The 20183-nt window shown below is 72.7% G+C and carries 14 protein-coding genes; 9 read left to right on the forward strand and 5 right to left on the reverse strand.

Translation table 11 applies throughout. The features are described from left to right. The first annotated feature begins 187 nt into the window (after positions 1 to 187). From pulA to AB0N04_RS03970, 4 genes are all read left to right on the forward strand, one after another. Positions 188 to 5689, forward strand: a complete 5502-nt coding sequence (gene pulA, locus AB0N04_RS03955; RefSeq protein ID WP_360207610.1) for a pullulanase-type alpha-1,6-glucosidase — start codon at positions 188 to 190, stop codon at positions 5687 to 5689. Between the two features lie 562 nt (positions 5690 to 6251). Further along, a complete protein-coding gene (locus AB0N04_RS03960; protein WP_360207607.1) occupies positions 6252 to 8588 on the forward strand; it encodes a M4 family metallopeptidase in 2337 nt (778 codons plus the stop codon). A 326-nt stretch (positions 8589 to 8914) separates the two neighbouring features. Next, entirely contained in the window at positions 8915 to 10654 is a 1740-nt protein-coding gene (locus AB0N04_RS03965; protein WP_360207604.1) for a carbohydrate-binding module family 20 domain-containing protein, read from the forward strand. Between the two features lie 157 nt (positions 10655 to 10811). After that, positions 10812 to 11033, forward strand: coding sequence for a hypothetical protein (locus AB0N04_RS03970; protein WP_360207602.1), 222 nt, complete (start codon positions 10812 to 10814; stop codon positions 11031 to 11033). Positions 11034 to 11130: 97 nt separating this feature from the next. Here AB0N04_RS03970 and AB0N04_RS03975 read toward each other — a convergent pair whose 3' ends face one another. Beyond that, a complete protein-coding gene (locus AB0N04_RS03975) occupies positions 11131 to 11874 on the reverse strand; it encodes an SDR family oxidoreductase (protein ID WP_360207599.1) in 744 nt (247 codons plus the stop codon). Positions 11875 to 12345: 471 nt separating this feature from the next. Between AB0N04_RS03975 and AB0N04_RS03980 the strand changes: the two genes are divergently transcribed. Continuing rightward, the gene (locus tag AB0N04_RS03980; RefSeq protein WP_360207596.1) at positions 12346 to 13404 is read left to right on the forward strand and encodes an alpha/beta hydrolase-fold protein; all 1059 of its coding nucleotides are present in this window, start codon (positions 12346 to 12348) and stop codon (positions 13402 to 13404) included. 339 nt (positions 13405 to 13743) lie between these two features. Then, a complete protein-coding gene (locus AB0N04_RS03985) occupies positions 13744 to 14547 on the forward strand; it encodes a hemerythrin domain-containing protein (protein ID WP_360207594.1) in 804 nt (267 codons plus the stop codon). Positions 14548 to 14785: 238 nt separating this feature from the next. On the opposite strand, the gene AB0N04_RS03990 is transcribed toward AB0N04_RS03985, so the two are convergent. Further along, complete coding sequence (locus tag AB0N04_RS03990) at positions 14786 to 15379, reverse strand: hypothetical protein (RefSeq protein ID WP_360207591.1); 594 nt, start codon at positions 15377 to 15379, stop codon at positions 14786 to 14788. Between the two features lie 79 nt (positions 15380 to 15458). On the opposite strand from AB0N04_RS03990, the gene AB0N04_RS03995 reads away from it, so the two are divergent. Beyond that, a complete protein-coding gene (locus tag AB0N04_RS03995; RefSeq protein ID WP_360207588.1) occupies positions 15459 to 16421 on the forward strand; it encodes a DUF1152 domain-containing protein in 963 nt (320 codons plus the stop codon). Between the two features lie 80 nt (positions 16422 to 16501). On the opposite strand, the gene AB0N04_RS04000 is transcribed toward AB0N04_RS03995, so the two are convergent. Continuing rightward, positions 16502 to 17050 carry a DUF1707 and FHA domain-containing protein gene (locus AB0N04_RS04000; protein ID WP_360207585.1) on the reverse strand — a complete coding sequence of 183 codons (549 nt, stop codon included), beginning with the start codon at positions 17048 to 17050 and terminating at the stop codon, positions 16502 to 16504. Positions 17051 to 17234: 184 nt separating this feature from the next. After that, positions 17235 to 17783, reverse strand: coding sequence for a DUF1697 domain-containing protein (locus tag AB0N04_RS04005; protein ID WP_360207582.1), 549 nt, complete (start codon positions 17781 to 17783; stop codon positions 17235 to 17237). A 79-nt stretch (positions 17784 to 17862) separates the two neighbouring features. On the opposite strand from AB0N04_RS04005, the gene AB0N04_RS04010 reads away from it, so the two are divergent. Then, positions 17863 to 18333: a pyridoxamine 5'-phosphate oxidase family protein gene (locus AB0N04_RS04010; RefSeq protein WP_360207579.1), complete on the forward strand. Its 471-nt coding sequence runs from the start codon at positions 17863 to 17865 to the stop codon at positions 18331 to 18333. A 60-nt stretch (positions 18334 to 18393) separates the two neighbouring features. Here the strand turns inward: AB0N04_RS04010 and AB0N04_RS04015 are convergent, their stop codons facing one another. Continuing rightward, on the reverse strand, positions 18394 to 18750 hold the full coding sequence (locus tag AB0N04_RS04015) for an arsenate reductase family protein (protein WP_360207577.1): 357 nt from the start codon (positions 18748 to 18750) through the stop codon (positions 18394 to 18396). A gap of 171 nt (positions 18751 to 18921) precedes the next feature. Here AB0N04_RS04015 and AB0N04_RS04020 point away from each other — a divergent pair, with 171 nt between their 5' ends. Continuing rightward, positions 18922 to 20139, forward strand: a complete 1218-nt coding sequence (locus AB0N04_RS04020; RefSeq protein ID WP_360207575.1) for a cytochrome P450 — start codon at positions 18922 to 18924, stop codon at positions 20137 to 20139. The last annotated feature ends 44 nt before the right edge of the window (positions 20140 to 20183 follow it).

The raw sequence follows: 20183 nt of genomic DNA on the forward strand, positions 1-20183 counted from the left end.
GCTACCGGTGGGACGGACATACGTCCCATTGTCACGCCGCCCGCTCGAAGGGAGTAATCGGGGTGGTCGAGAGGGCCTGGGGCCTGCGTTTTCCCGGGACGAAACGGTTTCTGCATCTTGCTGAAACATATTGCAGGCCGCTAGCTTCCAGGGAACTCGATCGCCCTTCCCCTAAGGGAGACCCTCAGTGGCCGATGCCCGGCTCCACCCGCCGCGGAGCACCCACCGACGCAGACCCGGCCGCACGGCCGTCCTGCTGGCCGCCGCACTGACCGCCGCCACCCTCGGCGGCGCCCCCGCCGCCCTGGCCGCCGCCCCGCCGGCCCCGCCCTCGGACGCCGCCCTGGCGGCCACCTCCGGGCGGCACGACCTCACCCGGGAACAGTTCTACTTCGTCCTGCCCGACCGCTTCGCCAACGGCGACACCCGCAACGACACCGGCGGCATCACCGGCGGGCGGATGGACAACGGCTTCGACCCCGCCGACAAGGGCTTCTACCACGGCGGCGACCTGGCCGGCCTGATCCAGCGGCTCGACTACATCCAGGACCTCGGCACCACCGCGATCTGGATGGCCCCGATCTTCAAGAACAAGCCGGTGCAGGGCACGGGTGACCAGGCCTCGGCCGGCTACCACGGCTACTGGATCACCGACTTCACCCAGGTCGACCCGCACTTCGGCACCAACGAGCAGCTCAAGGAACTGATAGCCAAGGCCCACGCCCGCGGCATCAAGGTCTTCTTCGACGTCATCACCAACCACACCGCCGACGTCGTCGACGCCGCCGAACAGCAGCACGCCTACCGCTCCACCGGCGCCTACCCGACGCTCGACGCCGACGGCAACCCCGTCGACGAGACCGCGGTCGCCGACTCCGCGGCGCCCTGGCCGCGGATCACCAAGGACTCCTTCCCCTACACCCCGGTCCTGCGCACCCCCGCCGACGCCACCGCCAAGACCCCGTCCTGGCTCAACGACCCCTCGCTCTACCACAACCGCGGCGACTCGACCTTCGTCGGCGAGTCCGCCACCGAGGGCGACTTCAGCGGCCTGGACGACCTCGACACCCAGAACCCCAGGGTGGTCAAGGGCTTCGAGAAGGTCTACCAGCAGTGGGTCCAGGACACCGGCGTGGACGGCTTCCGGATCGACACCGTCAAGCACGTCAACATGGCGTTCTGGCAGCAGTGGGCCCCCGCTCTCAAGGACTTCGCCGCCAAGCAGGGCAACAAGCGGTTCTTCATGTTCGGCGAGGTCTACTCCGGCGACCCGGCGACCACCTCCCCGTACGTCACCAAGGGCAGGCTCCAGGCCACCCTGGACTTCCCGTTCCAGGGCGCGGCCCGCTCCTACGTCTCCCAGGGCGGCTCGGCCCGCAACCTCGCCGACGTCTACGGCCAGGACTACCGCTACACCACGGCCGACACCGACGCCTACGAGCTGCCCACCTTCCTCGGCAACCACGACATGGGCCGGTTCGGCTCCTTCCTGCTCGCCGACAACCCCGGCGCCGACGACGCCACCCTGCTGAAGAAGGACCGGCTCGGCAACGAGCTGCAGTTCCTCACCCGCGGCCAGCCCGTCGTCTACTACGGCGACGAGCAGGGCTTCACCGGAGCGGGCGGCGACAAGGACGCCCGGCAGGACGTGTTCGCCTCCGCCACGCCCTCCTACAACACCGACCGCGTGCTCGGCGGCGCCACCGGCCCGGCAGACCGCTACGGACAGGGCGGCCCGCTCTACCGGGACGTCGCCGCCCTGGCCGCGCTGCGCCGGGAGAACCCGGCCCTCGCCGACGGCGCCCAGATCGAGCGCTACGCGGCCGACGGCCCCGGCGTCTACGCCTTCTCCCGGATCGACGCCGGGCAGCAGGTCGAGTACCTGGTGGCGGTCAACAACGCCACCGAGGCGAAGACCGTCACCCTCGACACCTTCTCGGCCGGGACGGGCTTCGACCGGATCTACCCCTCGGCGGGGGAGCGGGTCACCAGCGGCGCGGACCGCAAGGTCACCGTCACGGTGCCCGCGCTCTCCTCGGTCGTCCTCAAGGCCGACGCCCGGCTCGCCGCCCCCGCCGCCGGCCCGCAGCTCTCGCTGCAGCCACCCGCGGACGGCTCGACCGGCCTCGTCACGGTCGGCGCCACGACCGGCGGCGGCTTCGACCGCGTCACCTTCGCCGCCCAGATCGGCACCGGGCCCTGGCAGACCCTGGGCACCGCCGACACCGGGAAGTACCTCGTCACCCAGGACCTGAGCGCCGTCGCCCCCGGCACGGTCGTCCGCTACAAGGCCGTCGTGCAGGACTCCGCCGGCCGGCTGCGCTCCGCCACCGCGAGCTTCACCACCGGCACCCCCGCCCCCAAGCCGCTGCCCACGGCCGGCTCCCGCCCGTACGCCGTCGTCCACTACAAGCGCCCGGACGGGGACTACGACGGCTGGAACCTCTACGCCTGGGGCGACCTCGCCGACGGCGAATCCACCCCGTGGCCGGCCGGGCACGCCTTCACCGGCCGCGACGCGTACGGCGCCTTCGCGTACGTGCGGCTCAAGCCGGGCGCCTCGGACGTCGGCTTCATCGTCGAGAAGAACGGCGTCAAGGACGTCGACGCCGACCGGCACGTCGACGTCGGCAGCACCGGTGAGGTCTGGCTCGCCCAGGGCGACCCGGCCGTCCGCACCGCGAACCCCGGACCGACGGGCACGCCGCCGGCGAACACCGCCGTCATCCACTACAACCGGGCCGACGGCGACTACGACGGCTGGGGCCTGCACGACTGGACCGGCGCCGCCACCCCCACCGACTGGGGCAAGCCGCTGACGCCGGCGCGCCGCGACGCCTTCGGCGCCGTCTTCGAGGTACCGCTGGCCCCCGGCGCGACCAGCCTCAGCTACATCCTGCACAAGGGCAACGACAAGGACCTGCCCGCCGACCAGTCGCTGGACTTCGCGGTCGACGGCCGCGAGATCTGGATCCTCGGCGGCCGCGAGGGCCACCTGCTGCCGCAGAACGCCGCCTCCTCCTCGCAGATCGACCTCGGCACCGCCAAGGCGCAGTGGATCGACGCGAGGACCGTCGTCGTCCCGGCGAACCACGGCGCGAGCGACCAGGCCCTCGCCGGCGGGACCAGCGCCCAGCTGGTCTACGACCCCGCGGGCGGCATCAAGGCCGACAAGGGCGTGCTGACCGGGCCCGGCCGGTGGATCCGGCTCACCCCCGTCCAGGGCGGGCTGACCGCGGCGCAGAAGGCCGCGTTCCCGCACCTGGCCGGCTACCGGGCCTTCACCGTGGACGCCCGGGACACCGCCCGCGTCCCGGCGGCGCTGCGCAGCCAGCTGCTGTTCACCGAGCACCTGCCCAGCGGCGCCGTGCTCGCCGCCACCGGTGTGCAGACCCCCGGCGTCCTGGACGACCTGTACGCCCGGCGGACCGGGAAGGTCGACTTCGGGCCGGCGTACTACGACGGCAAGGTGGCGCTCTCGCTCTGGGCGCCGACCGCGCAGGAGGTGTCCGTCCAGGTCTTCGACGGCGCCACCGGCGGCACCCCGCGGACGCTCCCGCTGAAGCGGGACGACGAGACCGGCGTCTGGGAGGTCGTCCGCGACAAGGCCGAACTGGACGGCAAGTACTACCTGTACCAGGTGAAGGTCTGGGCGCCCTCGGTGCAGCAGCTGGTGGTCAACACCGTCACCGACCCCTACTCCGTCGCGCTGTCCACCGACTCCCGGCGCAGCCTGGTCGCCGATCTCGACGCCGGGGCGCTCAAGCCGCAGGGCTGGGACGACCACGCCCGCCCGAAGGCCGTCCCCGCCGCCCAGCAGCAGATCCAGGAGCTGCACGTCCGCGACTTCTCCGTCGAGGACGGCACCGTGCCCGCCGCCGAACGCGGCACCTACCTGGCGTTCACCGAGTCGCAGTCCGCGGGCATGCAGCACCTGCGGGACCTCGCCAAGGCCGGCGTGACGACGATCCACCTGCTGCCGACCTTCGACATCGCCACCATCCGGGAGAACCGGGCCGAGCAGAAGCTGCCGGCCTGCGACCTCAAGTCCCTCCCGGCGGACGGCTCGAAGCAGCAGGAGTGCGTGGCGGCGGTCGCCGCCGACGACGCCTACAACTGGGGCTACGACCCGCTGCACTACAACGTGCCCGAGGGCTCGTACGCGACGGACCCCGAAGGCACCGCCCGCACGGTGCAGTTCCGGCGGATGGTGCAGGCGATCCACCAGGCCGGCCTGCGGGTCGTGCTGGACGTCGTCTACAACCACACCGCCGCCGGCGGTCAGGCCGAGCACTCGGTGCTCGACCGGGTGGTGCCCGGCTACTACCAGCGGCTGGACGCCGACGGCAGGATCACCACGGACAGCTGCTGCGCCGACACCGCGCCCGAGCACGCCATGATGAACCGGCTGGTGGTCGACTCGGTGACGACCTGGGCCCGCGAGTACAAGGTCGACGGGTTCCGCTTCGACCTGATGGGCCTGGACCCGAAGTCCACCATGCTCGACGTGCAGGCCGCGCTGCGGAAGATGACGCCCGACTCCGACGGCGTGGACGGGAAGAACGTCCTCCTCTACGGCGAGGGCTGGAACTTCGGCGTCGTCGCGAACGGCGCCCGCTTCGAGCAGGCCACCCAGCTCAACATGGCCGGCACCGGCATCGCGACCTTCGACGACCGGATCCGGGACGCCGCCCGCGGCGGCAACTTCATGCTCTCCTCCGCACCCCAGCAGGGCTTCGCCTCGGGCCTGTACACCGACCCGAACGGCTCGCCCGCGAACGGCACCGCGGACGAGCAGAAGGCCCGACTGCTCCACCAGATGGACCAGTTGAAGGTCGGACTGACCGGCAACCTGGCCGGGTACTCCTTCACCGACAGCCGGGGCCGGAGCGTCACCGGCGCCCAGGTCGACTACAACGGCGCCCCGACCGGGTACGCGGCCGTGCCGGGCGAGGCGGTGGAGTACGTGGACGCCCACGACAACACCGACCTGTTCGACGCGCTCGCCTACAAGCTGCCGGCCGGCACCGCGCCCGCCGACCGGGCCCGGATGCAGGCGCTCGGGCTCTCGCTCACCGCGCTCACCCAGGGGGCGGGCTTCGCCCAGGCCGGCAGCGACCAGCTGCGCTCCAAGTCGCTGGACGCCAACTCCTACGACTCGGGCGACTGGTTCAACGCGATCCACTGGGACGCGGCAGACGGCAACGGCTGGGGACGGGGGCTGCCGCCCGCGGCCGACAACAAGGACCTGTGGCCCACCGCGAAGTCCCTGCTGGCGAACCCCCGGCTCACCGTGGGGGCGGCCGACATCCGCGCGACCGCCGCGCAGTACCAGCAGTTCCTGCGGATCAAGCAGTCCTCGCCGCTGTTCTCGCTGCCCACCCTGGCGGCGGTCCAGCAGCGGCTCTCCTACCCGCTCTCCGGCACGTCCGGCGAGACGCCCGGGGTGATCACCCTGCACCTGGACGGCACCGGGCTGAAGGGGGCGGAGAAGGGCGTCACCGTGGTCTTCAACGCCACGCCCACGGCTCAGACGCAGACCGTGGCGGCCCTGAAGGGGACGGCCCAGGCCCTGCACCCCGTCCAGGCGGGCGGCACGGACCAGGTGGTCAAGCAGTCCGGTTTCGAGGCCGCGACGGGCACCTTCACCGTGCCCGGCCGCACCGTGGCGGTGTTCGTCCAGGGGTGATCCCGGAGCCGATCGGACCGTAACCGGAACTCACGGGTCCCGCACCGCCGTTGTGGCGGCGCGGGACCCGTGTCGTTTTGGCCGCGAGGTGGCCGGAAACAGCCGTTGGCACGGCCGGAACTGTGATGTGCCGCGCCCACGGGGCGCTGTCGGCCGCCCGCCGGGCCGGGCGGGAGCCCTGAGCGCTGGTCAGTGACATCCGGAAGTGATCGAACTTTACCCGGACCATGAAAACCGTGTTCACGAGTTCGCAAAGGGGTAACACAACTGACGGACCGTCGTGCATACGGTTTCGGTAATGAATCGGCCATTCCGTGGCATGCATCTGTCATTAACGGCTCGTTTGCTGCCACGATTCCTCCGGCTGCAGACGAGGGGGCCCCACCCCCCGGTGCAGCCGGCCAGTTCAGGTGCAGCGCGTCCCGATCCTGCAACGACTTGTGAGCACCGCATCCGCACCCCCGTCGCACACCGCGGGCGGGGGCCCCCACTGCGCCGCAACCCTGCGGCCCAGGTTCTCTCCACCGCGTGCGAACCCGCACCGGTCGGAAAAGGAGTCCGCATGTCCCGTTACGCTCACGCCCGGAAGGCGGCGGTTGTCATGGCCGCCACCACCGCGCTGCTGGTGACCGGCATACCGGTCATCGCCCAGGCCGCCACGCCGGACGCCCCGGCCGCCGTCGCCGCCCAGCAGACGACCCGGGCCGCGCTGATCGCCTCGGCGAACCAGCAGTCCGCGCCCCTCGCCCAGACCCTCGGCCTGAGCAGCGACGAGAAGCTCGTCACCAAGGACGTCGTGCAGGACGCGGACGGCACCCGTCACCTGCGGTACGAGCGGACCCTCAACGGGCTGCCCGTCCTGGGCGGCGACCTGGTGGTCCACCAGTCCGCCACCGGCGCGACCAAGGGCGTGGACCGGGCCAGCAGCGCCTCGCTGAGCGGAGTCGGCACCACGCCGAAGCTGGCGGCGCCGGCCGCGCAGTCGGCCGCGCTCGCCGCCGAGTCGGGCGCCGCGCTGGAGAGCGCGCCCCGCCTGGTCGTCTGGGCCGCGGACAACAACCCCCGCCTCGCCTGGGAGACCGTCGTCTCCTCCACCGAGTCGGACGGCACCCCGAGCAAGCTGCACGTGGTCACCGACGCCACCAGCGGTCAGGTCATCCAGAAGTTCGAGGGCATCCAGACCGGCACCGGCAAGGGCGTCTTCGTCGGCAACGTCAACATCGGCACCTCGCAGTCCGGGTCGTCCTACCAGATGAAGGACACCACGCGCGGTGGGATGTACACCACCAACCTGAACCACGGGACCTCGGGCACCGGCACCCTGTACAGCAAGTCCACCGACACCTGGGGCGACGGCACCGTCGCCAACGGCGAGTCGGCGGCGGTCGACGCCCACTACGGTGTCGCGGCCACCTGGGACTACTACAAGAACACCTTCGGCCGCAACGGCATCCGCAACGACGGTGTCGGCGCCTACAGCCGGGTCCACTACGGCAACAACTACGTGAACGCGTTCTGGGACGACTCCTGCTTCTGCATGACCTACGGTGACGGTGACTCGAACACCCACCCCCTCACCGAGCTCGACGTCGCCGGCCACGAGATGAGCCACGGCGTCACGGCGGCCACCGCCAACCTGAACTACTCGGGCGAGTCCGGCGGCCTCAACGAGGCCACCTCGGACATCTTCGGCACCATGGTGGAGTTCTACGCCAACATCCCGACCGACAACCCCGACTACCTGATCGGTGAGTTGATCGACATCAACGGGAACGGCACCCCGCTGCGGTACATGGACAAGCCGTCCAAGGACGGCCAGTCCGCCGACTACTGGTCCTCCACCGTCGGCAACAAGGACGTCCACTACTCCTCCGGCGTCGCCAACCACTTCTTCTACCTGCTGGCCGAGGGCAGCGGCGCGAAGGTCATCAACGGCGTCAGCTACAACTCGCCGACCCAGAACAACATCGCGGTCACCGGCATCGGCCGGGACAAGGCGGCGCAGGTCTGGTACCGCGCCCTGACCACCTACATGACCTCCACCACCAACTACGCCGCGGCGCGCACCGCGACGGAGAAGGCGGCGACCGACCTGTACGGTGCCGGCAGCGCGGAGCTCACGGCCGTCAGCACCGCCTGGGCGGGCGTCAACGTCGGCTCGCTGCCCAACCCGGGCGGCGTCACCGTCACCAACCCGGGCAACCAGTCGACCGCGCTCAACGGCTCGGTGAACCTGCAGATCAAGGCCACGGGCGGCACCGCCCCGCTGTCCTACAGCGCCTCCGGCCTGCCCGCCGGCCTGTCGATCAACGCCTCCACCGGCGTGATCAGCGGCACCGCCACGGCCGCCGGCACCTCCAACGTGACCGTCACGGCCACGGACTCGGCCGGCAAGAGCGGCAACACCAGCTTCACCTGGACCGTCACCGGCGGTGGCGGCGGCAGCTGCACCCCGGCGCAGCTGCTGGGCAACGCCGGCTTCGAGACCGGCAGCGCCTCCCCGTGGACGGCGAGCTCCGGCGTCGTCGACAACAGCTCCTCGCAGGCGGCCCACGGCGGCTCCTGGAAGGCCTGGCTGAACGGCTACGGCTCCAGCCACACCGACTCGCTGTCCCAGACGGTCACCATCCCGGCCGGCTGCAAGGCGACGCTGAGCTTCTGGCTGCACATCGACACCGCCGAGACCGGCTCCACCGTCTACGACAAGCTGACCGTCTCGGTCAACGGCACCACGCTGAAGACCTACAGCAACGTGGACGCCGCGGCCGGCTACCAGCAGCGCACCTTCGACCTCTCGTCCTACGCGGGCCAGACGGTCACCCTGAAGTTCAACGGCGTCGAGGACTCCTCGCTGCAGACGAGCTTCGTGATCGACGACACCTCCGTCCAGACCGGCTGAGGTCGGGTCGGGCCTCCTCGGGCCCGGTGAACCAGGACAGGTGAGGGGCCCGGCAGCCACGGCTGCCGGGCCCTTGTCGTGCGTCCGGCGGGCCTTTGTCGTGCGTCCGGCGGGTCCTTGTCGTGTGTCCGGCCGGGGCTGGGCGCCGGGTCCGGCGGGGTGGGTTACGAGCCCGGCGCGGGGTATGCAGAAACGTTCTTTCCAGGCTCTTGACGGTGTGTGTCGACGGCTCTAGGTTCAGCGCTGCAAGTTTCCGGCAAGTTACAGAAACTTCCTGCAGGCTTCACCCTCCGGCTGCCCCACCCCAGCCACCCCCAGGAGACGACGTGGTCACCACCGCCCCCACCCGCCGGCCCGTCCGCGCGGCCGGAGCGCTCGCCGCCTCGGCGGCGCTCGCGCTCTCGCTCGGCACCACCCTCGGCGCCCCCACCGCGGGGGCCACCCCGCCCACCGCAAACGGCAAGGACGTCACCGCCACGCTCTTCGAGTGGCGCTTCGACTCGGTCGCCCAGGCCTGCACCTCCACCCTCGGCCCCAAGGGCTACGGCTTCGTCGAGGTCTCGCCGCCCCAGGAGCACATCCAGGGCCCCCAGTGGTGGACCTCCTACCAGCCCGTCGGCTACCGGATCGCCGGCCGGCTCGGCGACCGGACGTCCTTCAAGAACATGGTCGACACCTGCCACGCCGCCGGCGTCAAGGTGATCGCCGACGCGGTGGTCAACCACATGGCGGCCGGCTCCGGCACCGGCACCGGCGGCACCGCGTACAGCAAGTACACCTACCCCGGCACCTACCAGGACCAGGACTTCCACTCCTGCCGCCAGCCGATCACCGACTACCAGGACCGCTCCAACGTCCAGAACTGCGAGCTGGTCAACCTCTCCGACCTGGACACCGGCAGCTCCTACGTCCGGACCACCATCGCGCACTACCTCGACGACCTGGGCGCGCTCGGCGTCGACGGCTACCGGATCGACGCGGCCAAGCACATCGCCGCCGCCGACCTCGCCGCGATCAAGGCCAAGATGGCCAACCCGGGCGCCTACTGGGTGCAGGAGGTCATCTACGGCGCCGGCGAGCCGATCCAGCCCGGTGAGTACACCGGCACCGGCGACGTGGACGAGTTCCGGGTCGGCACCGACCTCAAGCGGATGTTCACCAGCGACAAGCTCGCCAACCTGAACGGCTGGGGCGCGTCCTGGGGCTACCTGCCGAGCGGCCAGGCGCGCAGCTTCATCGACAACTGGGACACCGAGCGCAACGGCTCCACCCTCAACTACACCTACGGCAACACCTACACGCTGGCCAACGTCTTCCTGCTGGCCTCGCCGTACGGCGCGCCCAACGTCTACTCCGGCTACTCCTTCACCAACAAGGACGACGGCCCGCCCAACGGTGGCACCGTCAACGCCTGCTACCAGGACGGCTGGAACTGCACCCACGCCTGGCGGCAGGTCGCCAACATGGTCGGCTTCCGCAACGCCGTCGCCGGCACCGGCGTCACCAACTGGTGGTCCAACGGCAACAACGCCATCGCGTTCGGCCGCGGCAACAAGGGCTACGTCGCGATCAACCACGAGAACGGCGCGATCACCCAGACCTTCCAGACCGGGCTGCCGGCCGGTACCTACTGCGACGTCCAGCACGGTGACCCGCAGCCGGGCGGCGGCTGCACCGGCCCGACCTACCAGGTGGGCGCCAACGGCCAGTTCACCGCGACGGTCGGCGCGGGCGACGCGGTCGCGCTCTACGTCCAGGGCGCGGTCGCCGCGACCACCGGCGCCTCGTTCAACGTCAACGCGACCACCGCGTACGGCCAGAACGTCTACGTGGTCGGGGACGTCCCCGCCCTCGGCGGCTGGGACCCGGCCAAGGCTCTGCCGCTCTCCTCGGCCGGCTACCCCGTCTGGTCGCTGTCGCTCACCCTGCCAGCCGGCACGGCCTTCCAGTACAAGTACGTGCGCAAGGACGCCAACGGCGCGGTGACCTGGGAGTCCGGGGCCAACCGGAGCGCCACCGCGCCCTCCTCGGGCACGGTCACCCTGAACGACACCTGGCGCCCGTAAGGCCCGTCCGGCCCCGGGGGCCGGGCCCTCGGGACGGCCCCCGGGGCCGTCCGTGATGCGGGGACCCCTGTCAGCCCAGGCTGACAGGGGTCCCCCGTGTGAGTGGCCGCACCGCTTCGCCCCGCGGGCGGCGGTCCGGCGCTGACACCATCGCGGGATGAGAACCACCCCCCTCGTCCTCGACCTCGAACTGTGCGGCGGCCGCTGGGACGGACACCGCAAGCTCGTCCACGCCGCCGCCCCGCCGCCCGTGCTCCGGATGGTCCTGCGGGCCCGACTGCCCGTCGCCGAGAACGGCGAGTACTGGCCGACCACCAGCGTCTACCGGCTGGACGAGGGCGGCGGCGGGCTGCGGTACCGGCACTCGCACGACGAGTAGGCGGGCGGCCGGGCCCGCGTCCTGCCGGCCCCCGCCGCGTCGCGACGTTCCGTCGGCCCCGCCGCGCCCTGCCGTTCCGTCCGCCCGCTCCCGGCCGTCAGCCGCGGCCGATGTACGGCATCGCGGTCGCCATCACGGTGGCGAACTGCACGTTCGCCTCCAATGGCAGCTCGGCCATGTGCCGGACGGTGCGGGCCACGTCGGCCACGTCCATGGTCGGCTCGGGCGCGATCCGCCCGTCCGCCTGCCGGACCCCGGCGCCCATCGCGGCGGTCATGTCGGTCGCCGCGTTGCCGATGTCGATCTGCCCGCAGGCGATCCGGTACGGGCGGCCGTCCAGCGACAGCGACCTGGTCAGCCCGGTCACGGCGTGCTTGGTGGCGGTGTAGGCGATCGAGTGCGGCCGCGGGACGTGCGCCGAGATCGAACCGTTGTTGATGATCCGGCCGCCCTGCGGGTCCTGTGCCTTCATCTGCCGGAACGCGGCCTGGGCGCAGAGGAAGGCACCGGTCAGGTTGAGGTCGACCACGGCCCGCCAGGCCGCCACCTCGAGCTCCTCCACCGGGACGGCCGCGCCGAAGGTGCCGGCGTTGTTGAACAGCAGGTCCACCCGGCCGAAGCGCTCGGCGGTCTCCGCGAACAGCGCGTCCACCGCCGCCGGGTCGGTGACGTCGGTCGGCACCGCGACGGCCGGGGTGCCGCCCAGTCGCGCCGTCTCCCGCAGCGGTTCGGCGCGCCGGCCGGCCAGTACCACCTGCCAGCCGGCCCCGGCCAGCTCGACCGCCACGGCCCGGCCGACGCCGCTCCCGGCTCCGGTGACGACGGCGATCTGCTGGGGCATGGCGCTCTCCTCGGTGCTCTGTGCGGTTGCTCTGCTCGGTTGCTCTGCTCGGGTGCCCTGCTCGGTCCGTGCGGACCCGGTCCGGCGGGGCCAGCCGGGGCCGCCGGGCGGCCCCGTCGACGCGATCGTCGCGGATGGGGCGGCCGGCGTCACTGGTCGAAGGCCCCAAAATCGGCGCCCCCGGGCAGGCCGACCGCTGTGTCCCCCGCCGTCCGGCCCCCGCCGTCCGGCGGGAGCGGTGAAGACCTTTACCCGATCGCGAACAAACATTGGATTTACGGTGCCCGCCGCGCAACCGGGTCACCCCGGCCCACGTCATAAGATCGCAGGACGGCGCGCCACCGCGAGGGGCGGCACGCCGCCGTCCCGGGGGCCGTACCACCGTCGTGCCCCCGGGCCTGTCCGGCCCCACCGGGGGGCCGCCGCCCGGTCAGACGGACCGGGCGCGACATCGGTCGGAGAGTCCTCACCGTGCTTAGGCAGTCGTCCCGTTCCCGCGCCGTCCTGACCGGCGCCGCCGCACTCGCCCTGGCCGCCTCGCTCGCGGCCTGCGGGAGTTCCGGCGGCGGGAAGGGGGACGGCGCCAAGGCGGCCGGCACCCCGGGCGCGAGCGGGACCACTGCGGCGGGCAGCCCGAGCGGCACCGGCACCGGATCGCCCACCACCGCGGAGCCCACGGCCGCCACCGGGAAGGTGCTGATGCCCACCGGTCCGCAGGCCGCCCTGACCAAGGCCCGGGACACCGCGGCCGGCCCGATCATGGTGACCACGGTGACCGGCGCGAAGTCCGGGGTGTCCGGCAAGGTCTGGGTCTGGCTGCCGCCGGAGTACAACGACCCCAAGTTCGCCAAGACCGGCTTCCCGGTGCTGACCCTCTTCGCGGGCGGCCAGAGCAACGGCTACAACACCTGGACCGACAACCAGCTGCCGATCCAGGAGAGCAACGCGGAGCTGGTGAAGGCCGGCAAGGCCCACCCGTTCATCATGATCATGCCGGTGCAGAACTTCAACGGCGACGAGCACAACGCGCTGGACTGCTCCGACATCCCGGGCCAGCCCAAGATGGGCACCTGGATGACCCAGGACATCCCGGACTTCGTGCGCGCCAACTTCCGCACCCTCAAGGGCCGCGACGGCTGGGGCGTGATGGGCGCCTCCACCGGAGGCTTCTGCAGCGCCAAGCTCGCCCTGCAGCACCCGGACGTCTACAAGGCCGCCGTCCCGATCGACGGCTACTACGTCCCCGACTCGGGGCTCTGGAAGGGCCACGACGCCGAGCGCGCGGCCAACAACCCGGACGTGCTGGTCGCCCAGAGCAAGGCGGACGTCAAGATGCTGGTCACCGCGGGCGGCGCCAACCCGTACGAGACCAAGCTGGTCAAGGCCTGGGTGGCCAAGGCCGCCCCGCCCACCTCCCTGGAGTACTACGAGCAGCCCGGTGGCAAGCACCTGACCTCGGACTTCAAGAAGATGATCCCGGACACGCTGCAGTGGCTGAGCAAGAACCTGGCCGGGCCTGCGGCCGACTGACCCGGTACGGCGGACGGGTGCGCGCGCACGCCGAACGCGGCCGAGGGCCCGGGACACCCGCACGGGTGTCCCGGGCCCTCGGTGTTCCCGGGCCGGCCCCCGTTCCCACCCCGGGCCCGGCTGCGTCGGGCTGTGCCCGGCCCCGCCGCCGCCCGTCCGGCGGTGGTCGCCGCAGCGTTCCGGCGGCGTCCCCGGCGCAGCCGCCCGGGGGTGCATAAACGCCTGTGACCTGCGCGTCAATCGGACATTGATTCGCTTCTGATCGACTGTGAGCACTTTGGATGGCGCCGCGTCCCACCGGCCGGCCCGCCCGATCCGCCACCTCGTGAAGAGAGTCCCATGCCGATCCACCTGCTGCCCCAGCCGTCCCCCGCCGTGCCCGAGCAGGCGCAGTCCGGGGCCGACTCCAGGGGTGCGGCCGCGTCCGCGCTGGCCGCCGACGAGGAGCCGGCGACGGCCCGCTTCGCCGGGTTGCGGCTGGTGCACTCCGCGCTGCGCCGCGACCTCGCCCGGCTGCCCAACGCGCTGCGCCTGCTGCAGCCCGGCGAGGACGACGCGGGTGAGGCGCTGCTGCGGCACTGGACCTTCGTGACCGCGATGCTGACCTGCCACCACGAGCAGCAGGACACCCGGATCTGGCCGATCGTGCGCCGCTTCGCGCCCGAGCTGCGGTTGCTGCTCAACTGGTTGGAGGCCGACCACCACAACCTCGACCACTCCTTCACCCGGGTCACCACGCTGGTCCGGATCGCCAGCCGGGACACCGGGAGCGCCTGGCCGGTGGCGTACGCGATGGAGGACCTGGCGGCCCGGCTGGAGACGCACCTGCGGATCGAGGAGCGCCAACTGCTGCCCCGGATGGAGCTGGTGGTCCCGGAGACCTCCCGGCTCGGCGGCCTGGGCGAGCTGCTGGACCTGCTGCGCTCGGCGGACGGCCCGGGCACGGCGGACGCGCTGGCCTGGCTGCTGGACGGGGTGGAGCCGGCGACGGTCGAGCGGCTGCTCGCCGACTGCGACGACGACGTGGCCCGCAACTGGCCGCACTGGCAGGCCACCTACCAGCGCTGCACCGCCCAGCTCTGGGGCGCGTCGGGCGGGCCGGGCGACAGCGTGCCCGGCGACCTGGGCGGCATCGCCGACTGACTGCCCGGCCTTTTCTCGGGCCGTTCGTCTACGCGCGTGGCATGCGCCGGAGGCATATGCCGACGCCCGCGCCGCGGTCCACCGCACAGGCCCATCTCCCCGGCGTCTGCGCGCAGGCCTCACTCCCCGGCGTCCCCGGCGTTCACGGTGCCCTCGGAGTCCTCGGTGCCCTCAGGGGCTGACCCCCGGTGCCCCGGCGCAGGTCGCCACCGCGGCCCCGGCGCCGACGCCACCACCGTCACTCCGGCAGGCGGTTGAGCCACAGCAGCGGAGCGACCCGGATCGCCGTGTGCGGCGAGCCGTCCCACTCCGCCGGCAACCCGGCCGCCGTCAGGGCGGCCACCACCGCCCGGCCGACCTCGACCGTCCGCCGCTCCGCCACCCCGGCGGGCTCCGCCCCGGTGCGGAAACCGCCGTACCGCAGCATCAGGCCCTGGCCGGCGGCGGCCGCCTCGGTGTCCTGCTGGTGGAAGAAGACGAACCCGTGCGAGCCCTCGTCGGCCTCGCCGCCGATCTCCTCGTAGCCGCAGGTGGCACAGCAGGTGAAGTCCATCGCCGCGACGACGCCCTGCTCCTCCAGCGCGTCGAACGCCGCCTCCAGGCGGTCCACGTCCGTGGTCGCGGGCCAGGAGGCCTGCTCGGCCAGCCGCTCGTCCCACAGCGGAGCGACGATCCGCTCCGCCTCCTCCTGCGTCAGTCCCTGGTCGTCGAGGACCTCGACCAGGGACTCGGCTATCTCGTCCGGCTCCTGGAAGCCGCACCGGATCAACTCGCGGGCCCGCTCGCGGGCTTCGCGCAGGACTTCGGGGTCGACGTCCGTCTCCTGGGTCATGCGGCGATCCTCGCACCCGCCACTGACAACGCCCGGCCCTCGGCGCCGGCCCGCGGGTACCCGGTGCTACCGTCCGCCGATGACCTCACTGCTGCAACCCCCGCTGCTCACCCGGCTGCTGGCCGCCGAGCGCATCCTCATCGCCGGCGCCGGGGGCGGTTTCGACGTGTACGCCGGTCTGCCGATCGCCCTCGCCCTGCGCGCCGCGGGCAAGGAGGTGCACCTGGCGAACCTCTCCTTCACCCACCTCTACGGCCTGCCCGCCGAGGTCTGGGCGGAGCCCGAGGTGGCCCGGATCGGCCCGGACACCGCCGCCCCCGAGGGCTACTTCCCGGAGCGCACCCTGGCGCGCTGGCTGCACCGGCACGGGATGCCCGACACGGTGTGGGCGTTCCCGTCCGTGGGCGTCCAGCCGCTGCGCGAGGCCTACCGGGCGCTCACCGGCCGCCTGGGCGTCGACGCGGTGCTGCTGGTCGACGGCGGCACCGACATCCTGATGCGCGGGGACGAGGCCGGTCTCGGCACCCCGGAGGAGGACATGGCCAGCCTCGCCGCGGTGGCCGGTCTCACCGGGGTGCCCGAACGGCTGGTCGCCTGCCTGGGCTTCGGCGTCGACGCCCACCACGGCGTCAACCACGCGCTGGTGCTGGAGAACCTCGCGGCGATCGAGCGCGCGGGCGGCTACCTCGGCGCCTTCTCCATCCCCCGCGGCAGCCGGGAGGGCGTGCTCTACCTGGACGCCGTCGAGCACGCCCGGGCCGCCTTCCCCGAGCACCCCAGCATCGTCAACGGCTCGGTGGCGGCGGCGCTGCGCGGCGAGTTCGGCGACGTCCGGTTCACCGACCGGACGAAGGGCGGCGAGCTCTTCGTCAATCCGCTGATGACGCTCTACTTCGGGGTGACCGTCGAGGCGCTGGCCGCCGAGAACCGTTACCTGGACCGGATCGAGCACACCGTGCTGACCCGCCAGATCAGCACCGTCATCGAGGAGTTCCGGGACGACCTGCCCCGGCAGCGCCCGCCCCGGCAGTTCCCGCACTGACGCAGAGCGCCACCGGGCGCCGGCGGCCCGCGGTCAGCGCCACCCGGCACCGCCCTCCGTGCCGCCGGGCCGGGGCACGGTCAGCCGGAGGCCAGCCGGAACTCCAGGTTCCCGAAGCGGACCTGGTCGCCGGCCCGGACGCGGACGCCGCCCGCGATCCGGCGGCCGTTCACGTGCGTGCCGTTGGTCGAACCGAGGTCGTACAGCACCCAGCCGCCACCCTCGTGCCGGAGTTCGGCGTGCTGGCGGGAGACCGAGGCGTCGTGCAGCCGCAGCCCGGAGCCGGGGATCCGGCCGATCGTCAACTGGACGGCACCGGCCTGCGGGAGGCTCAGCCCCGGCAGCCGCTCGGTGCGCCAGGCGCGGTTCAGCCGGTCCCCGAACGCGGAGACCCTGCCGACCGCCCGCAGCACGAGGCGCTCGACCGGGTTCCCGGTCGGCAGCCCGGTCATCGCCGCGTCCAACTCGCCCTTGCTGGTGGCCTGGAGGACGATCTCCATCCGGCCGAGGAAGGTGTCGTGCGACAGCCGCCCGCTGCCCGCGCCGTCCCGGAGCGCGCCGAGGGCCTGCTCCCGTTCGGCGTCGGACGGCCGGAGCGCGCCGCCGCGGAACTCAGGAGACGTCGTCATGGCCCGATTGTCGGCTCAGCCGGCCGGGACTGTCCAGAACGCGCCGCCCGCCGGCGCCCGATGAGTACGTCACTGCACTCCAGACGCTGGCCGGGCGCGCGCGGTTCCGGCCGCCCGGGGGCGGTCCACGGGCCGTCCCGACGACCGTCCCGACGACCGGTCAGGCGACCGGCCCGACGGGGTGTCAGCCCTTGCGGGCCGCCGCCAGGATCTTCTCCGTGGTGTGCAGGAACCGGGAGGTCACCGAGCCCCGATAGGCCTTGCCGAACAGCTCCCCGGTCACCCACTTGCCGTTCCTCAGGTGGATCACCACGTACGCGGCGCCCGGGTCGGCGCCGATCACCTCGTGGTCGCCCTTGGGCGAGGTGTACGGGACGGCGAGGTCGGCAGGCAGCGGCTCGGACAGGAAGGCCACCACCAGCCGGACGTCCGGTGTCACCTCGACGCCCCGGAACGGCTCGGCGGCGAGCAGCTCGGCCACCTCGTCGACGGTGCGCAGCAGCACCGGCACCGGGTACCCGAGGGACTGCTCCAGGTGCTGCTCGATGCGTGCGGTCAGGGCGGCGCGGTCCGGCTCGTCGGTGGTGAAGAAAACGTTGCCGCTCTGGATGTAGGACCGGACGCCGTCCAGCCCGAGCTCGGTGAAGAGCTCCCGCAGCCGTTCCATCCGCACCGTCCGGCCGCCGACGTTGATGGCGCGGAGGAAGGCGATGTACGTGGTCGTGGTGGTCACCCCGCCAGTCTGGCACCGGGCACCGACAGCCGTCCGGCGGTGCCCGGCGGGTGTCGGTACCGGGTGCCAGACTGGCGCCATGGCTACCTGGCAGGATTTCGAGCAGGAGGCCCCGGACCTCGCGCCCCTCGTGCGGGCCCGGTTCGAGGCCGAGAAGCACCACGTCCTGGCGACGCTGCGCAAGGACGGATCGCCCCGGGTGAGCGGCACCGAGGTCGACTTCGTCGGCGCCGACCTGATGCTCGGGTCGATGTACGGCTCCGCCAAGGCGCGTGACCTCCAGCGGGACGGCCGCTTCGCGCTGCACGCCCACCCGGGGGGCGAGCGGATGGAGGGCGGTGACTCCAAGGTCTCCGGCCGCGCGGTCGAGATCACCGACGAGACCGAGCTGGCCGCCTACGCGGCGGATCTGCCCGAGCCGCCGCCCACCCCCTTCCACGCCTTCCGGCTGGAGCTGGAGCAGGTCGTGCACACCGCGGTGGGGGAGGGCCACCTCTGGGTCCTCAACTGGCACCCGGGCCGGCCGGTGCAGCGGATCCAGCTGCACTGACCGGCCCGGGCCAGGGTCCGCAGGGCTCGATTCCGGCCCGGCGGGATCCGGAAGAGAGGGCTAGGGCAGGACGGACTTGACGGCCTCCGGGGTGCGGGCGACGACGGCGTGGCCGTCGTCCGCGGTGATGATCGGGCGCTGGATCAGGATCGGGTGCTCGGCCAGCGCCGCGATCCAGCGCGCCCGGTCGCCCTCCTCCCGGGTCCACTGCTTCATCCCGAGGTCCTTGGCGACCTGCTCGTCGAGGCGGGTGATGTCCCAGGGCTCCAGGTTCAGCCGCTCCAGCACCTGCTCCAGTTCGGCCGCGGTGGGCGGGTCCTCCAGGTAGCGCCGGACGGTGTACGCGGCCCCGGCGGCTTCCAGCACGCCGAGCGCGGACCGGCACTTGCCGCAACGCGGGTTGATCCAGATCTCCATGCCGTCCAGCCTACCGAGCCGGCCGACGGCCCTCCGCCCACCGGTGGCCGGGCAGGCCGGGCCGTCCCGCCCGGATGGCCCGGCCGGGACGGGAACTCCGCCGCGCCCGACGGTGGTTCACGAACCAGGAATCGGGGCCCGAGGAGAAGGGCCCCCGGAGGGGAGCAGCGGATGGACGGCGCGGCGATCATCGAGCAGTTGCTGACGGGCGAGGGCACGGCGGACCCGTACCCGCTGTACGCGCGGGCGCACGAGCTGGGCACGGTGATGCCGGCCGGCCCGGGCACCTTCCTGGTGGTCGGGCACGCGGCGGTCGACCGGGTGCTGCGCACCCCGGCCTTCGCGGTCGCGACCGCCGAGATGATGGCGGGCCTGACCCCGGAGTTCGCCGAGCACACCTCGCTGGCGCTGTTCGGCCGTTCGATCCTGCAGCGCAACGCGCCCGACCACCCCCGGGTCCGCCCGCTGATCGCCTCGGTGTTCACCGCCCGGCGGGTCGCCGCGCTGCGTCCGGCGGTGGAGGCCGCGGTCGCCCGGCTGCTGGACGAGATGGCCGAGCAGGGCGCGGACGGCTCCCCGGTGGACTTCATGGACGCCTTCGCCTTCCGCCTTCCGGTCGGCGTGATCTGTGAGCTGCTTGGCGTCCCCGAGCGGGACCGCTACCGCTTCCGCGGCCTGGCCTCCGACCTCACCGTCGCGCTGGAGTTCGTCGACGACCGCTCCGAGCTGGCCGAGGCCGACGCGGCCGCCGACGAGCTCGCCGACTACTTCACGGCGCTGGCGGCCGAGCGCCTCGCCCGTCCGCAGGACGACCTGGTCACCGACCTGGCCCGGATCGCCGCCGACGACCCGGAGCGGCTGCCGGCCCGGGAGCTGCTGGCCAACCTGGTGCTGCTGCTGGTCGCCGGCTTCGAGACCACCACCAACCTGCTCGGCAACGGTCTGGCCCTGCTGTTCCGCCACCCCGAGGTGGTGGCGGGCCTGCGCAGCGGCGCGGTCACCCCGGCCGGTTTCACCGACGAGGTGCTGCGCTTCGACTCCCCGGTCCAGCTCACCTCCCGGGTGGCCCTGGCCGACGACCTGGCCGTCGACGGCCTGCCGGTGCCGCCCGGCGACGTGGCGCTGCTGCTGCTCGGCGCGGCCAACCACGACCCGGCCCGCCACCACCGCCCCGAGGTGTTCGACCCGCGCCGCACGGACAGCCAGCCGCTGAGCTTCGGCGGCGGGCCGCACTACTGCCTGGGCTCCCAGCTGGCCCGGCTGGAGTCGGAGGTGGCGGTGCCGGCGCTGCTCGCCCGCTTCCCCCGGCTCGCCCCGGGCGGCGTTCCGACCCGCCGCGACCGCCTGGTCCTGCGCGGCTTCGAGACGCTGCCCGTTTCCGTCCGCTGACCGCGCCCCGACCGCCCGGACTGCCGGACTGCCGGGCGGTCGGG

This window comes from Kitasatospora sp. NPDC051702, from assembly GCF_040681575.1.
Taxonomy (GTDB): Bacteria; Actinomycetota; Actinomycetes; order Streptomycetales; family Streptomycetaceae; genus Kitasatospora.